General features: G+C 68.5%; 14 protein-coding genes. 4 read left to right on the top strand and 10 right to left on the bottom strand.

Going from position 1 to position 14,778, the window contains the following annotated elements; genetic code table 11:
* Window positions 1–103 precede the first annotated feature (103 nt).
* Entirely contained in the window at window positions 104–1,696 is a 1,593-nt protein-coding gene (gene ahpF, locus AC3A3X_RS03130) for an alkyl hydroperoxide reductase subunit F (protein ID WP_487581585.1), read from the bottom strand.
* A 212-nt stretch (window positions 1,697–1,908) separates the two neighbouring features.
* Complete coding sequence (gene ahpC / locus AC3A3X_RS03135) at window positions 1,909–2,472, bottom strand: alkyl hydroperoxide reductase subunit C (protein ID WP_487581586.1); 564 nt, start codon at window positions 2,470–2,472, stop codon at window positions 1,909–1,911.
* 217 nt (window positions 2,473–2,689) lie between these two features.
* On the opposite strand from ahpC, the gene prmC reads away from it, so the two are divergent.
* From prmC to AC3A3X_RS03150, 3 genes are all read left to right on the top strand, one after another.
* Window positions 2,690–3,562 carry a peptide chain release factor N(5)-glutamine methyltransferase gene (gene prmC, locus AC3A3X_RS03140; RefSeq protein ID WP_487581587.1) on the top strand — a complete coding sequence of 291 codons (873 nt, stop codon included), beginning with the start codon at window positions 2,690–2,692 and terminating at the stop codon, window positions 3,560–3,562.
* A 113-nt stretch (window positions 3,563–3,675) separates the two neighbouring features.
* Window positions 3,676–4,617, top strand: coding sequence for a prolyl aminopeptidase (pip, locus tag AC3A3X_RS03145; RefSeq protein ID WP_487581588.1), 942 nt, complete (start codon window positions 3,676–3,678; stop codon window positions 4,615–4,617).
* Between the two features lie 311 nt (window positions 4,618–4,928).
* A complete protein-coding gene (locus AC3A3X_RS03150) occupies window positions 4,929–6,344 on the top strand; it encodes a sugar porter family MFS transporter (RefSeq protein ID WP_487581589.1) in 1,416 nt (471 codons plus the stop codon).
* 219 nt (window positions 6,345–6,563) lie between these two features.
* On the opposite strand, the gene AC3A3X_RS03155 is transcribed toward AC3A3X_RS03150, so the two are convergent.
* Genes AC3A3X_RS03155 through AC3A3X_RS03165 form a run of 3 tightly spaced genes read right to left on the bottom strand, consistent with a single transcriptional unit; the run spans window position 6,564 to window position 8,713 of the window.
* A complete protein-coding gene (locus tag AC3A3X_RS03155; RefSeq protein ID WP_487581590.1) occupies window positions 6,564–7,118 on the bottom strand; it encodes an NUDIX hydrolase in 555 nt (184 codons plus the stop codon).
* A gap of 27 nt (window positions 7,119–7,145) precedes the next feature.
* Window positions 7,146–8,111 carry a 5'-3' exonuclease gene (locus AC3A3X_RS03160; RefSeq protein WP_487581591.1) on the bottom strand — a complete coding sequence of 322 codons (966 nt, stop codon included), beginning with the start codon at window positions 8,109–8,111 and terminating at the stop codon, window positions 7,146–7,148.
* Window positions 8,108–8,713: a nitroreductase family protein gene (locus AC3A3X_RS03165; RefSeq protein ID WP_487581592.1), complete on the bottom strand. Its 606-nt coding sequence runs from the start codon at window positions 8,711–8,713 to the stop codon at window positions 8,108–8,110. Before AC3A3X_RS03165 ends, AC3A3X_RS03160 begins: the two co-directional genes overlap by 4 nt.
* Window positions 8,714–8,881: 168 nt before the next feature.
* Here AC3A3X_RS03165 and AC3A3X_RS03170 point away from each other — a divergent pair, with 168 nt between their 5' ends.
* Entirely contained in the window at window positions 8,882–11,098 is a 2,217-nt protein-coding gene (locus AC3A3X_RS03170; RefSeq protein WP_487581593.1) for a DUF1631 family protein, read from the top strand.
* Window positions 11,099–11,674: 576 nt separating this feature from the next.
* Here AC3A3X_RS03170 and AC3A3X_RS03175 read toward each other — a convergent pair.
* The 5 genes from AC3A3X_RS03175 to AC3A3X_RS03195 all read right to left on the bottom strand — a co-directional run bounded on the left by AC3A3X_RS03175 (window position 11,675) and on the right by AC3A3X_RS03195 (window position 14,727).
* On the bottom strand, window positions 11,675–12,796 hold the full coding sequence (locus tag AC3A3X_RS03175) for an NAD(P) transhydrogenase subunit alpha (protein WP_487581594.1): 1,122 nt from the start codon (window positions 12,794–12,796) through the stop codon (window positions 11,675–11,677).
* A gap of 104 nt (window positions 12,797–12,900) precedes the next feature.
* Complete coding sequence (locus AC3A3X_RS03180; RefSeq protein WP_487581595.1) at window positions 12,901–13,398, bottom strand: DUF3106 domain-containing protein; 498 nt, start codon at window positions 13,396–13,398, stop codon at window positions 12,901–12,903.
* A gap of 16 nt (window positions 13,399–13,414) precedes the next feature.
* Window positions 13,415–13,807, bottom strand: a complete 393-nt coding sequence (locus AC3A3X_RS03185; RefSeq protein ID WP_487581596.1) for a hypothetical protein — start codon at window positions 13,805–13,807, stop codon at window positions 13,415–13,417.
* Window positions 13,804–14,379, bottom strand: coding sequence for an RNA polymerase sigma factor (locus tag AC3A3X_RS03190; protein ID WP_487581631.1), 576 nt, complete (start codon window positions 14,377–14,379; stop codon window positions 13,804–13,806). The genes AC3A3X_RS03185 and AC3A3X_RS03190 overlap by 4 nt, the downstream gene beginning before the upstream one ends.
* A gap of 48 nt (window positions 14,380–14,427) precedes the next feature.
* Window positions 14,428–14,727 carry a hypothetical protein gene (locus tag AC3A3X_RS03195; RefSeq protein ID WP_487581597.1) on the bottom strand — a complete coding sequence of 100 codons (300 nt, stop codon included), beginning with the start codon at window positions 14,725–14,727 and terminating at the stop codon, window positions 14,428–14,430.
* Between the last annotated feature and the right edge of the window lie 51 nt (window positions 14,728–14,778).

Raw genomic sequence — 14,778 nt, forward strand, 5'->3', positions numbered from 1 at the left:
CCAACTCGTCATCCCCGCGAAGGTGGGGACCCGGCGACTTTGTTTGCAGCAAGAGCGACGTCGCTGGGTTCCCGCCTTCGCGGGAATGACGGTTATCTCAAGCTCAGGCCGCTACTGCCGCAGCCGTGCTCTCCGCCGGCGCACTGGTGCGGATCAGATGGTCGAACGCGCTCAACGCGGCCTTCGAACCTTCACCCATCGCGATCACGATCTGCTTGTACGGCACGGTCGTGACGTCGCCGGCGGCAAACACGCCCGGAATCGACGTGCGGCCAAAGGCATCGACCTCGATCTCGCCACGCGGCGACAGCGCCACCGTGCCCTTGAGCCACTCGCTGTTGGGCAACAGGCCGATCTGCACGAACACGCCTTCCAGTTCGACCCGGTGCGAGTCGCCGCCGACGCGGTCCTTGTAGACCAGGCCGTTGACCTTCTGGCCATCACCGAGCACTTCGGTGGTCTGGCCGCTGGTGATCACGGTGACATTGGCCAGGCTGCGCAGCTTGCGCTGCAGGACATCGTCGGCACGCAGCTGGTTGTCGAACTCGATCAGGGTGACGTGGCTGACGATGCCGGCCAGGTCGATCGCGGCCTCGACGCCGGAGTTGCCGCCGCCGATCACCGCCACGCGCTTGCCCTTGAACAACGGGCCGTCGCAGTGCGGGCAATAGGCCACGCCCTTGTTGCGGTATTGCTCTTCGCCGGGCACGTTCATCTGCCGCCAGCGCGCGCCGGTGGCCAGCACCACGCTGCGCGACTTCAGCGACGCGCCGTTCTCGAGCTGCACTTCGATCAGGCCGCCCGGCTCGCTGGCCGGGACCAGCCTGCTCGCGCGCTGCAGGTTCATGATGTCGACGTCGTACTCGCGCACGTGCTGCTCCAGCGCGCTGGCCAGCTTCGGGCCCTCGGTGTAGGTGACGGAGATGAAGTTCTCGATCGCCATGGTGTCGAGCACCTGGCCGCCGAAACGCTCGCCGGCGATGCCGGTACGGATGCCTTTGCGGGCGGCGTAGATGGCTGCGGCCGCGCCGGCCGGGCCACCGCCGACGACGAGCACGTCGAACGGCGCCTTGGCACTGACCTTCTCGGCATCGCGCTGCGAAGCGCCGGTGTCGAGCTTGGCCAGGACCTGCTCGATGGTCATGCGGCCCTGGTCGAACGGCTGGCCGTTGAGGAACACGGTCGGCACCGACATCACCTGGCGCTGCTCGACCTCGTCCTGGTAGAGCGCGCCATCGATGGCGACGTGGCGGATGTTGGGGTTGATCACGCTCATCAGGTTCAGCGCCTGCACCGTGTCCGGGCAGCTCTGGCACGAGAGCGACATGAAGGTCTCGAACACGTACTCGCCTTCGAGATCGCGGACCTGCTCGAGCAGCTCCGGCGCAGCCTTCGACGGGTGGCCGCCGACCTGCAGCAGGGCCAGCACGAGGGAGGTGAACTCGTGGCCCATCGGAATGCCGGCGAAGCGCACGCCGACATCGGTGCCAAGGCGGTTGATCGCGAACGAGGGCCTGCGCGCATCGTCATCGCGGCGCGCATAGGAAATCCTGTCCGACAGCGAGGCGACGTCCTGCAGCAGGGCCTCGAGCTCGCGCGACTTGTCGCCGTCATCGAGCGAAGCGACCAGCTCGATCGGCTGCGTGACCTTTTCCAGGTACGCCTGCAACTGGGTCTTGAGATCGGCATCCAACATGGGGGACGGCTCCATCGTTTGTTCGGAGATGAACGCCGCGAGCGCCCGGGCAGGGAGGGAGGGAGAACTGCCCGAACGTCGCGACATCCAAAAAGGAAAACTGGCGGGCATCTGGCCGGCCGGGGTCCGCGGGGGCGGACCGGTGGGGCGGGCGCCTGGCCCTCACCCCAACCCCTCTCCCGCAAGCGGGAGAGGGGCTATTCGGAACGGCTTTAGATCTTGCCGACCAGGTCCAGCGACGGCTTCAGGGTCTTCTCGCCCTCGTGCCACTTGGCCGGGCAGACCTCGCCCGGGTGGGCGGCGACGTACTGGGCAGCCTTGACCTTGCGCAGCAGCTCGGAAGCGTCACGGCCAATGCCACCGGCGTTGATCTCGACGATCTGGACCTTGCCGTCCGGGTCGATCACGAAGGTGCCGCGGTCGGCCAGGCCGGCTTCTTCGATCATCACGCCGAAGTTGCGGGTGATGACGCCGGTCGGGTCGCCGATCAGCGGGTACTGGATCTTCTTGATCGTGTCGGAGGTGTCGTGCCAGGCCTTGTGGGTGAAGTGGGTGTCGGTCGACACGCCGTAGATCTCCACGCCCAGCTTCTGGAACTGCGCGTAGTTGTCGGCCAGGTCGCCCAGCTCGGTCGGGCAGACGAAGGTGAAGTCGGCCGGGTAGAAGAACACCACGGACCACTTGCCCTTCAGGGTGGCGTCGGTGACTTCGACGAACTCGCCGTTCTTGTAGGCAGTGGCCTTGAACGGAAGAACTTGGGTGTTGATCAGCGACATCAGGGGATTCCTTATGCGGGGTGGGTGGAAGCGATGGGCAAAGATTAGGGATCGCGCGTTAATCCATCAAGTTGATTGATGGAATTGATTTAATAGGCGTTGCCTATGGGAGCTCCGGCGGATAGGCGGCGCTTATCCATCCTGAGGTGCGGATGTTTCCGCCAGCGTCAAGGCGGACTGGCTCGCGCTGGCCGCTGCTGCACGCGACAATGCCGGCATGAGCAGACCTCCCCATTCAGGCGGCCCGGCAGGGCGTCCCAGCGTGGCCCGGCTGCTGGCCGATGCTGCCGGCCGGCTCCCGGGCGACGAGGCCCGGGGCGAGGCGGAGAGGTTGCTCGCCCATGCCTTGGGGGTGTCGCAGACCTGGTTGTACATCCACGGAGAGGAGGCGCCCGCGCCCGACCGCGTGGCCGAGTTCGAGCGCCTGCTGGCGCGACGGGAGGCCGGCGAGCCGGTCGCCTACCTGTTGGGCCGGCGCGGTTTCTGGCGATTCGACCTGCAGGTCACCCCGGCGACGCTGATCCCCCGCGCGGAAACCGAACGGCTGGTCGAGCTGGCGCTCGATCGCCTGCCGCCCGGTCGGCCGCTGCGGATCGCCGACCTGGGCACCGGCACCGGCGCGATCGCGCTGGCGCTGGCACACGAGCGTCCGCAGGCGCAGGTGGTGGCGGTCGATGTCAGCGAACAGGCGCTGTCGGTAGCGCGCGAGAACGCGCGCATGCTCGGCCTGGCGCGTATCGAGTTCCGCCATGGCGACTGGCTGGCGCCACTGGCAGGTGAGCGTTTCGAACTGATCGCCAGCAATCCGCCCTATATCGCCGACGACGATGTCCACCTGCAGCAGGGCGACCTGCGATTCGAGCCGCGCTCCGCGCTGGCGTCGGGGCGCGACGGTCTGGATGCGATACGTCGCATCGTTGCCGATTCGCCGGCCTGCCTGCAGCCGGGCGGTTGGTTGCTGATCGAGCACGGTTGGGAGCAGGGCGGAGCGGTGCGCAAGCTGATGGCCACTGCGGGCTTCGAACAGGTCGAGACCGCGACCGACTGGGAACAGCGCGATCGCGTGACCCTGGGGCAATGGCCCCTGTAGGAGCGAGCTTGCTCGCGAACGAACGCTGCCGCAATGGAAACGCCTTCGCGAGCAAGCTCGCTCCTACAGCCTAGAATTGCCCACTTCGAATTTTTCCCTCACGCGAGGCCCCGATGCGCACGCTCTATCCCGAGATCGAACCCTTCGACAGCGGCACCCTGCAGGTCGACGGCCGCCATGCGCTCTACTTCGAGCAGTGCGGCAACCCGGACGGCAAGCCGGTGGTGCTGCTGCACGGCGGTCCCGGCGCGGGCTGCAGCCCGAAGATGCGGCGCTTCCACGACCCGGCCAAGTACCGCATCGTGCTGTTCGACCAGCGCGGCAGCGGCCGTTCGACGCCGCACGCCGACCTGGTCGACAACACCACCTGGGACCTCGTTGCCGACATCGAGAAGCTGCGCGGCAAGCTGGGCATCGACAAGTGGCAGGTGTTCGGCGGCTCGTGGGGTTCGACGCTGGCACTGGCCTATGCGCAGACCCATCCCGAGCGCGTGACCGAGCTGGTACTGCGCGGCATCTTCATGCTGCGTCGCTGGGAGCTGGAGTGGTTCTACCAGGAAGGCGCCTCGCGACTGTTCCCGGATGCATGGGAGCACTACCTGGCGGCGATCCCGGTGGTCGAGCGCCACGACCTGATCAGCGCTTTCCATCGCCGACTGACCTCGTCCGACGAGGCCACGCGCCTGGCTGCGGCCAAGGCGTGGAGCGTGTGGGAAGGGGCGACCAGCTTCCTGCATGTCGATCCGGATTTCGCCGCCAGCCACGAGGATCCGCAGTTCGCGCTCGCGTTCGCGCGCATCGAGAACCATTACTTCGTCAACAGTGGCTTCTTCCAGGTCGATGACCAGCTACTGCGCGACGCGCACCGCATCGCCGACATTCCCGGCGTGGTGGTGCACGGGCGCTACGACGTGGTCTGCCCGGTCGCCAATGCGTGGGACCTGAAGAAGGCCTGGCCGAAGGGCGAGCTGGTTATCACGCCGGCGTCGGGGCACTCGGCGTTCGAGGCCGAGAATGTGGATGCGCTGGTGCGGGCAACGGACGGGTTCGCCTGAAGTCGTAACCATCGTTTCCTGCGGCGCAGGAGCCTCCTCGGCGGCGGTTGCAGACCGTCATCCCCGCGAAGGCGGGGACCCAGTGACTTCGCTCGCAGGGTGATGGAGTCAACGTCACTGGGTTCCCGCCTTCGCGGGAATGACGGTGCCAGAGGGCTTCGCGGGAATCACGGCGCAGGAGGCTACGCGGGAGTGACGGGTAGGTGGCAGCCTCTGCGGGAGAGGCCGCTGCATACGTATTCAAGGACAGTCCGCTCGCTGCTCGCGCAGAATCGCCCGGATGCCGCTGCCAGGCGGCCCCGGGGATACGAATGAGCGCCATTGCCGAATCCGAGCAGCAACACGTCACCGCACGCGTAGTCCTGATTTCCGCTGCCGCTGCTTTGGGTGGCTTCCTGTTCGGTTTCGACACCGCGGTCATCAACGGTGCCGTCGATGCCATCCGCGGCGGTTTCGGCCTGGGCGCGGCGCAGACCGGTTTCGCCGTGTCCTGCGCGCTGCTGGGGTCGGCGCTGGGCGCCTGGTATGCAGGCCCGTTGGCCGACCGCTTCGGTCGCGTGCGGACGATGCAGGTGGCTGCGTTCCTGCTGGCGATCAGTGCATTGGGTTCGGGCCTGGTGATCGGCGTGTGGGACCTGGTGTTCTGGCGCGTGGTCGGCGGCATCGGCGTCGGCGTGGCATCGGTGATTGCACCGACCTACATCGCCGAGGTTTCGCCGGCGGCGGTGCGCGGGCGACTGGGCTCGCTGCAACAACTGGCGATCGTGCTCGGCATCTTCATGGCGCTGCTCAGCGATGCGTGGCTTGCCGGCATCGCCGGTGGCGCAGCGGCCAGGTTGTGGTTCGGGCTGGATGCATGGCGCTGGATGTTCCTGGTCGCGGTGGTGCCGGCGCTGGTCTATGGCGCACTGGTGCTGGGCGTGCCCGAATCTCCGCGCCACCTGGTGGCCCGCGGCCGACCGCGCGAAGCGCGCGACGTGTTGCGGCAGGTGCTGGGCCTCAACAGTGAGGCCGCGCTCGACCAGAAGGTCGCCGACATCCAGCACAGCCTGCGCTCGGAATACCGTCCGACCCTGAAAGACCTGCGCGGCCCGCGCGCCGGCTTGCTGCCGGTGGTGTGGATAGGCATTGCGCTGTCGGTGTTCCAGCAGTTCGTCGGCATCAACGTGATCTTCTATTACTCGTCCACGCTGTGGCATTCGGTCGGCTTCAGCGAGGCCGACTCGTTCACGATCACGGTCGTCACCTCGGTGGTGAACGTGCTGGTGACGCTGATCGCCATCGCGCTGGTCGACCGGATCGGGCGCAAGCCGCTGCTGACGATCGGCTCGGCCGGCATGGCGGTGACGCTGGCGCTGATGGCGTGGTGTTTCTCGCAGGCGACCGGCAGTGGCGCCGCACTCAGCCTGCCCGAGCCGTGGGGCATGGTCGCGCTGGTCGCCGCCAACGCCTATGTGGTGTTCTTCGGCCTGAGCTGGGGGCCGATGGTGTGGGTGCTGCTGGGCGAGATGTTCCCCAACCGCATCCGCGCGATTGCGCTGGCGGTGGCTGCTTCGGCGCAGTGGATCGCCAACTTCGTGATCACCAGCAGCTTTCCGTCGCTGGCCGAGATCGGGCTGTCGTTCGCCTATGGGCTGTATGCGCTGTTCGCGCTGGGTTCGCTGGTGTTCGTGCTGACGTCGGTGCGCGAGACCAAGGGGATGGAGCTGGAGGAGATGCGGGACTGAGGCGTCCCCTCTCCCTGGCGCTTTGCGCCTGTCCCGCCTCCGCCCCCGGCCATCGCGCATAGCGCGATGGCGTTCGGCGATGCGCGAGCCAATGGCTCGCAAGCAGCATCACCTCACCCCACAAGGGGAGAGGGGGCCTTGCTTCGCTTGTAGCATCCGCGTTGTCCTCTCCCCTTGTGGGAGAGGGACAGGCCGCCGAAGGCGGCAAGGGAGAGGGGGCTACGCCGCCGCCGACCCGTCCGGGTTGTGCTCGATCATCCACAGCCCCGCCCACAGCTTCAGGTCCAGCTCGTAGCCCTCGCTCTGCTTCTGCATCAGCCATGCCGGCGCCTGCGCGCGCGGGACTTCATGCACGGTGATGTCTTCGTTGTCGACGCCGCCGCCGCTGCCGACCTTGCTCAAGTTGCGTGCGCGGACGAAGGCGATGCGCTCGTTGCTCATGCCGGCCGAGGTCGGGCCGACCAGCAGCACGTCGACGCGTTGCGCCGACCAGCCGGTCTCCTCGATCAGTTCGCGCCGCGCAGCCGCTTCCAGCGTGTCGGTGGCATGGTCGTCGCCGACCAGCCCCGCCGGCATCTCGATCGTGCGCGCGCCCAGCGGGATCCGGAACTGCTCGACGAACAGCACGTTGTCGTCCGGCGTCACCGCGATGACGATCACCGCCATGCCGTCGCCATGCGTGCGCTCGACGTACTCCCAGCGGCCGCGCCGCCGCATGCGCAGCCACGGACCTTCGTACAGGGTCTCCAGCGGTTCTTGGGCCTGATCGTTCATGACGTTCCTGTCGTGTTTGCCTGAATGCTATGCCGGGACCTGTGACGCCGCGAAGTCCAGACCGGCCGACTGGTACAGCCGTCGCCGGGTCATCGGACCGAAGCGCACCGCCTCGCACAGCGCGCCCAGCCCGGCACTGTCGCCATTGCCGCGCGCGAACTGCAGGCTGATGTCGCCCAGCGGCGCATCCAGCGCGATCGTGGTCAGCTGGCGGCACAGCAAGGCCTGTTCGCGGTGCTGGCGCAGTTTCGCCGCCGCACTGGCGGCGCCGCGCAGGCGCAGGTACGGCACTTCCTCCACGCGCGCCAGCAGGGCGTCGAGCGTGTCGAAGTGGGCCAGCAGCGCCGCCGCGGTCTTGGCGCCGATGCCCGGCACGCCGGGGATGTTGTCCACGGCATCGCCGGTCAGCGCCAGGTAGTCGGCGATCTGCCGCGCCTGTACGCCGTGGCGTTCGGGCACGCCGGCCGCGCCCCAGCGCTGGCCGCGGGCGAAGTCCCACTGTTCGTCGTGGTCGCCCAGCAACTGCGACAGGTCCTTGTCGGCGGAGACGATCACCGAGCGGAAGCCGTTGCCGCGCGCGACATGCACGGCGCTGCCGATCAGGTCGTCGGCCTCGTACTGGCCATGCGACAGCACGGCCAGGCCCAGCGAAACGCACAGCGCCTTGCAATGCACGAACTGGCGTTTGAGTTCTTCGGGTGCCGACTCGCGGTTGGCCTTGTAGGCCGGGTACAGCTCGTTGCGGAAACACGAGTCCAGCGCTTCGTCGAAAGCGATGGCGATGTGCTGCGGTCGCTCGCGGTCGATCAGCTCGAGCAGGAAGCGGGCGAAGCCGTGCACGGCATTGGTGGGCCAGCCGTCGGCGTCGTGGAACTCGTTGGGCATCGAGTGCCAGGCGCGGAACACATACATGCTGGCGTCGACAAGGTACAGCGTCGCTCCAGGTGCACGCGTCGCGACCGGGGCGGGCGCAATGGTGTCGGCGCCGCTCATGTCGGCGACCACGCGCTGAGCAGCTCGGCCGGGTCGGGGCGCTCGCGCTCGGGCGCGTCCAGCTTTGGCGTGCCGATATGGACGAAGCCGACCACGCGCTCATGCTCGGCCAGGCCCAGCCATTGCGCGACCTGCGCGTCGTAGGCCAGCCAGCCGGTCAGCCAGATCGCGCCATAGCCCAGCGCCTGGGCGGCCTGGAGCAGGGCGAAGCACACGCATGACGCCGAGGAGAAACGCTCGGACTCGGGAATCTTCTCGTCCGGCCCGAGCCGTCCGATCACCGCCACAACCAGGGGGGCGTGCGAGAATCGCAGCCTGTCCTTCTCGATGACCGCGTCGCTGGCGTCGGGATCGCGCTGGCGACTGCGTTGCGCCAGGCGCTCGCCGAAGGCGTGGCGGGCATCGCCGCTGAAGCTGATGAAGCGGAACGGCACCCGCTTGCCGTGGTCGGGCACGCGAACGGCCGAGCGCAACAGGCGCATGAGCGTGTCCGGATCGGGGCCGGGTTCGCCAAGCTGCTTGGGCGGGACCGAGCGGCGGGCGTCCAGGGTGGCCAGGGCCAGGTCGAAATCCTGGGACGGGTCAGAAGTGTTTCGCGACATCAGTCACAATTGCTCAAAGTGGGCCTGCAAGGCGAGGTCGTATCTTGCCACTATGCGCCTACCAACTGCCGGCGCACGGCAGGTTCGGTTCACGCAACTCTGGGGAACAAGCTAGTGTCCGGCTATCCGCACGGCGTCGCTCAAGCTACGCGTACCGATCCGATGCGCATGCTTGAGGAAATCAAGCGTCAGGCCCTGGAAGCGCTCGGCGGGCTGCCGGGCACGCTCTACGGCCCGATCGAGGATGCGCTCAAGCTCGCCTCGCTCAAGGCCGATGGCAAGAACAACTTCTATGAAGAACAGGCCGCGTTGTGGATGCTGCGCCAGCAGCAGGCGTCGCATGTCATGCGCTACCGCCAGCAGGTCGCGCAGGGCTTCGACGAATTCCGCGCGCTGCGCATCCGCAGCGGTGGCGAGGTCCAGCTGCGCCTGGTCGATGAGCAGCAGCTGGAATACGAGCTGGCCAGCGGCCGCCTGAACGAGGCACTGGTGGCGCGGTTCGCCCGCCCCCTGGACACCCTGCAAAGCCGCCTGCAGACCCTCTCCGAGGCGATGCGGGTGCCGGCCGGGGTCAACCCCATCGGCCCGGACCGCCTGGTCACGGCCTTTGCCCAGACCTTCCTTGAAGCGCAGGTCCCCGACACCCTGCGCGCCCGCCTGTTCCGTCATTACGAAACAGAGCTGGTGCGCGTGCTCGGCGAGCTGTACGCGCGCGTCAACACGCTGCTGGCGACCTCCGGCTACGGCAGCGCCGCACCTGCGGCGGCCGGTGCGCGTGCCGAAGCACCGCGCCGCGAAGGCTATGCGCCACCGCCCGGCTTCGGCGGACCCGGAGAGGGCTTCGGCGGGCCTGGCGCCGCCGCGCCGTTCGCGCATGCCTCCGCGGCGGGCAATTTCGGCCGCACCCTGTCGACCCCGATGTCCAACCAGGACATCGCGGCCATGGCCAGCGAACTGGCCGAACTGCGCAGCCAGCTGCATGCCTGGCGCGAAAGCCTGCCCAAGGACGACGCCGCCCTGGCGCTCGGCACGGCCTCGGCACGTGCCACCGGCCCGCGCCGCGAGATGCGGGTGGATGAAATCATCAGCGTCGCCTCGCTGCTGCAGGCCGAGCCGCCGGACGCGTTCGCACGTGCGCTGGCGGTGTCGGGCAGGCTCGGCGAGACGATCCGCGACCACATCCAGGACGGTGCCCGCCGCCTCGGACTCAATCCCGAGCAGGCCTGCTTCAGCTCCGAAGAAGAGGACGCGATCGACCTGGTCGCGCTGCTGTTCGATTCGCTGTTCCAGCACAACGCGCTGCAGGACCGCGCGCGCCGCCTCTACGCGCGGCTGGTGCTGCCCTACGTCAAGGTCGCGCTCACCGACAACGGTGTGTTCGTCAAGCGCGAGCATCCGGCGCGCCGCCTGCTCGACGCGATCACCGAGGCCTGCGAGGGCAACGACGCCGAGACCGCGCAGGATCGCGAACTGCTCGACCGCGCCACCGAGATCTCGCAGCGCATCGTCGCCGAGTACAACGAAGACCTCGCCGTGTTCGAGCTGGCGCATGCCGAACTCGATGCATTGCTGGCGCAGCAGCGTCGCCGCATCGAGCTGCAGGAACAGCGCGCCGCCAAGGCCACCTATGGCCGCGAGCGGCTGGGCGCGGCACGCGAGCAGGCCGAATCGGCGCTGAGCGAGCGCCTGGCCGAGCCCGAACTGACCCAGGCCGTGGCCGACTTCCTGGCCATGCCGTGGCGCCATCACGTCGTCCAGACGTTGTTGCGCGACGGCGCCGATCCGCGCCGACATGCCGAGGCAATTGCCCTGGGCGATGCGTTGTTGATGGCCGACCGCATGGCCGAGCAGAACCGCGGCCGCGAACTGGCCGACCAGTTGCTTGCGCTGCAACCGGCGATCGTCGAATGCCTGGCCAGCTCCGGCCTCGACGACAGCGCCGCGCAGCACGGCATGGCCGGTCTGGTGCGCGCACTGGCGACGCCGGACACGCCGCGCCTCCGCCGTCCGCCGCCCACGCTGACGATGCCCGAAGACGACGTCACCGAGAGCGAGCGCAAGCTGTGGCTGGTCGGTGGCACCGACACGATGACCCATGACCAGATCCTGGCCGAGCGCATGCGCAACCTGGAAGTGGGCGACTGGGTGCGTCTGACCGATGCGCAGGGTGAGTCGGTCGCGGCCAAGATTGCCTGGGTCAGTCCGCTGACTTCGCGTTTCCTGCTGGTCAATCGTCGCGGTATCCGCATGCTGGTGGTTTCGCCCGAGGAGCTGGCGTCGCTGGCCAGTGCCGGGCGCTTGACGATCGGTGCCGAGCGCACTGCCTTTGACGAGGCGATGCGACAGGTGCGTCGTCACCTGGATCGGGCGCCGGTCGCGCGCTGACCTGGCCGTCATCCCGGCGAACGCCGGGACCCAGGTCCACACCCCATCAGCCCCGTCACGTCATCCCGGCGAAAGCCGGGATCCATTTTGACTTTGCCTCTGCTCGTGGGGTCCAAGGACGCAACATCAAAAGCTTCCGCCACTAAAGCGGCGGGTCACTCGTCCTGTGCGGCGCCCCCCGGGTCTGGGACTGCTGCTGGCTGCGAAGCGCACCTCGAAGTCGCAGAGCCAAAGCCAATGCCAATGTCCTTGGATACCCGCCTTCGCGGGGATGACGGTGAGGTGTACCCGTCATTCCCGCGCAGGCGGGAACCCAGCGTCGTTGCTCGTTGCTCGTCGAAGACCATGCAGCCGATCGCCAGAGCGTTGTCCGCAGGGGCGGAGCACTCCCCGCCCCTGCGGACAACGCCGCTCCGAAGGCTGAGGCCGCGGCCAACGTCAACGTCAAAATGGATCCCGGCGTACGCCGGGATGACGGTGACAGGGCTGAAGGCGTGACGGCCTGGGTCCCGGCGTTCGCCGGGACGACGATGTGTAGGACGGTGGGCGCTCGCTGCGTCTGCGCCTATGCGTCGATTACGCCTGCGGCGCCGCGCGCTCCGGCCACACCGTGCGCGCCAGCAACTCGTCGTTCCAGTCGATCGCAAGGCGGCCTTCGCGCGAGGCTTCTTCGGTCACGAACAGGCTGACGAAGTTGAGCACGTTGCGTGCGTACATTTCGCTGGCATGCACCGCGCCGCTGCTGGCGAGGTTGAGCGGGCCGGCGACGGTCACGCCGTTGCTCTCGATCGTTTCGCTCGGACGGGTCAGCTCGCAGTTGCCGCCGGTCTCGGCGGCGAGGTCGACGATCACGCTGCCAGGCTTCATTCCGGCCACCATGGCCGCGGTGACGATCTTCGGTGCAGGACGGCCCGGGACCGCGGCCGTGCAGACGATCACGTCGATGCCCTTGAGGTGCTCGCCGAGGCGGCGCTGCTGTTCGGCGCGCTCCTCGTCGGTGAGGGCGCGTGCGTAGCCGCCTTCGCCGGCGGCGCTGACGCCCAGGTCCAGGAACTTGCCGCCCAGCGATTCGATCTGTTCGCGCGTCTCCGGGCGCACGTCGAACCCCTCGACCTGCGCGCCCAGTCGTTTGGCCGTCGCCACCGCCTGCAGGCCGGCGACGCCGGCGCCGACGATCAGCACCTTCGAGGGACGGATCGTGCCGGCGGCGGTGGTCAGCATCGGGAAGAAGCGCGGTGCCAGCTGCGCGGAGATCAGCACCGCCTTGTAACCGGCCATGCCGGCCTGCGAACTGAGCACGTCCATGGCCTGCGCGCGCGTGGTGCGCGGCAGCCGCTCGAGCGGGAAGGCGAGCAGTCCGCGCGCTGCGATCGCTTCGCCGCGGGCGGCATCGCCCTGCGGCGCAAGCAGTCCGACCAGGGCCGTGCCCTGGCGCAATGCGTTGAGTGACTGCGCAGCAGGCGGCTGCACGCACAGCACGACATCGGCGTCGTTCCATGCCGAAGCGGCGTCGTCGGCCAGTTCGGCGCCCGCGTCGGCGTAGGCCTGGTCGTCGAAACTGGCCGCGCGGCCGGCGCCGCGCTGCACGCGCACGCGCGCGCCGCGGGCAACGAGTTTCTTGCAGGTTTCCGGGGTCAGTGCGACACGGCGTTCGCCGTTTGCGGTTTCGCTTGCAACGCCAATGGTGATGCCCGCCATGCTCTGCTCCAGAACCTGATCGCTGCATCCTAGAGCACGAGCGCGCCAATTGGCGACTGTGGGAGGGGCTTCAGCCCCGACCTGCGCTGATCAGGGTCGCTTGCTCAGCGCTGCGGCGGTCCGTCCTGCTCGGGCGGGGCGGGATTGGCCTGCACCCAGGCGCGACGCTGCTCGGGCGTCATCGCCCGGAACTGCGCCTTGAGCGCGGCGCGCTGTGTCTCGTCCATGCCGCGCATCTTGGCGTAGAGGGCCCGCATCTGCTCGCGCTGTTCCGGGCTCATGTGTTCCCAGCGCTTCATGCCGTGGCGGGCCTGCTTGCGCTGCTCGGGTGTCATCCGTTGCCAGCGCTGCGCGCGGTCGAGCATGCGCTGGCGCTCCTCGGGCTGGTTGTTCCAGCGCTCGCGCACGGGGGCGATCAGCTGTTCGCGCTGGGCCGGGGTGAGCTGCTCCCAGGTGGGCAGCGGCTTGGCCGGTGCGGTGGCCGCGTCCTTCGGCGGGCTCTCGGCGAACACGGGCGCGGCGAACACCGGCGAGGCGGCGACCAGCAGCGCCAGCACCGCGGCCACGCGCGTCAGTCGGGAAGGAGGCGAAACGGTACGCATGTCGTTACTCCGCATGTCACGGGTCCAGAGCGGGCATGGCGTCGTCGTTCGAGGCCAGCCAGAGATAAAGGTCGGGGTTCTCGTCGAGCGTGGCCAGGGCCGTGTCGGCGTCGTAAGCAGTGGCGGTGGTCGCAGCGGCCACCGCGGACGCAGGCGAAGTGACGGCAGGTGCCTGCGGCGACGGCCGCAGCAGCAGTCCGATCGCCAGCACGGACACCGCGGCGAAGCCCGTTGCCAGTATCCAGCCCGGGCCGCGGCGATGCTCGCGTGCCGCCGCGGGTGTGGTCGCTGCCTGGCGGGCGACACGCAAACGCGCGCGCGTCGCTGGCGACACCTGGTCCACAGCCTGCGCGTGCAGTCGGCGCATGGCCTGGTCGAAGGCGTGATTGTCTTGTTCGTGATGGCTCATCGCCAGTCCTCCAGTTGTCGCTGCAACGACTCGCGCGCACGCGACAGGTGTGTCTTGACCGCGCCTTCGCTGCAACCCATCGCCCGCGCGGTCGTGGCGACGTCGAGTTCTTCCAGGATGCGCAGGCTGAAGGCCTCGCGCTGCCGGCGCGGCAGCTTCGCCATCGCCTCGGACAACTTTGCATAGGCCTCGCGGCCGTCGAACGTGCGCGACGGATCGGGGCCGTCGTCGGCCCAGTCCAGGGTGCTGTCGTCCCTTTCGGGAGTCGGCATCAGCCAGCGCAGGCGGAACGTGCGACGTCGTTGCACGTCCACGATCCGGCTGCGCAGGATGCTCCAGAACAGCGGCGTCCATTCCTCGGCGGGCCGGTCGCGGTAGGACAACATCTTCATCATCGCGTCCTGCACGGCATCGAGGGCGTCGTCGCGCTGGCGCAGGCCCAGTTCGGCGAAGCGAAACGCTCGCGTGCCTACCCCGGCGAGGAATTCCTCCAGCGATGCCGGCAAGCGCGCGACCGCCTCCTCGCTGGAGGCGGCGCGCACATGTGCCTGCGCCGGGGTGGCGGCCAGCACGTCGTCGTCGGGTTCGCGGCTCACGCGTCGCAGCATACGGGGCCCGGCTTAATGCCAACGATCCCAGCGTGCGTCGAAGCGGTCGCCACGACGGTCCCAGCGCGCATCGACGAGGTCGCCGCGGCGGTCCAGCCGGTTGGCGATGCGGTCGCCCTTGCGGTCGAGCCGGGTGGCACGACGCTCGTGGCCGATCGCGTCCTGCCAGGCGGCACGGCGGTCCAGGCGCTGGTCGATGCGGTGGCCGCGGGCGTCCAGGCGGGCATCGATGCGGTCGCCCTTGCGGTCCATGCGCCGTTCGACCCGATCACCACGGTCGCCGGCGAATGCCGCGGCAGTGACGACCAGCATGACAATTGCGAGTCCAGCCGACAGCGTGTGTTTCAGTGCTGCATGCCTCAT

This window comes from Lysobacter sp. Soil_N_23 (genome assembly GCF_057656135.1).

Bases quoted from the DNA above. Each gene is read 5' to 3' on its own strand.
- prmC (WP_487581587.1), top strand. From the start codon at position 2,690: ATGAGCAGACCTCCCCATTCAGGCGGCCCGGCAGGGCGTCCCAGCGTG.
- AC3A3X_RS03175 (WP_487581594.1), bottom strand. From the start codon at position 12,796: ATGGCGGGCATCACCATTGGCGTTGCAAGCGAAACCGCAAACGGCGAA.
- AC3A3X_RS03160 (WP_487581591.1), bottom strand. From the start codon at position 8,111: ATGAGCGGCGCCGACACCATTGCGCCCGCCCCGGTCGCGACGCGTGCA.
- AC3A3X_RS03195 (WP_487581597.1), bottom strand. From the start codon at position 14,727: ATGCTGGTCGTCACTGCCGCGGCATTCGCCGGCGACCGTGGTGATCGG.
- pip (WP_487581588.1), top strand. From the start codon at position 3,676: ATGCGCACGCTCTATCCCGAGATCGAACCCTTCGACAGCGGCACCCTG.
- AC3A3X_RS03165 (WP_487581592.1), bottom strand. From the start codon at position 8,713: ATGTCGCGAAACACTTCTGACCCGTCCCAGGATTTCGACCTGGCCCTG.
- ahpF (WP_487581585.1), bottom strand. From the start codon at position 1,696: ATGTTGGATGCCGATCTCAAGACCCAGTTGCAGGCGTACCTGGAAAAG.
- AC3A3X_RS03155 (WP_487581590.1), bottom strand. From the start codon at position 7,118: ATGAACGATCAGGCCCAAGAACCGCTGGAGACCCTGTACGAAGGTCCG.
- AC3A3X_RS03185 (WP_487581596.1), bottom strand. From the start codon at position 13,807: ATGAGCCATCACGAACAAGACAATCACGCCTTCGACCAGGCCATGCGC.
- AC3A3X_RS03170 (WP_487581593.1), top strand. From the start codon at position 8,882: ATGCTTGAGGAAATCAAGCGTCAGGCCCTGGAAGCGCTCGGCGGGCTG.
- ahpC (WP_487581586.1), bottom strand. From the start codon at position 2,472: ATGTCGCTGATCAACACCCAAGTTCTTCCGTTCAAGGCCACTGCCTAC.
- AC3A3X_RS03180 (WP_487581595.1), bottom strand. From the start codon at position 13,398: ATGCGTACCGTTTCGCCTCCTTCCCGACTGACGCGCGTGGCCGCGGTG.
- AC3A3X_RS03150 (WP_487581589.1), top strand. From the start codon at position 4,929: ATGAGCGCCATTGCCGAATCCGAGCAGCAACACGTCACCGCACGCGTA.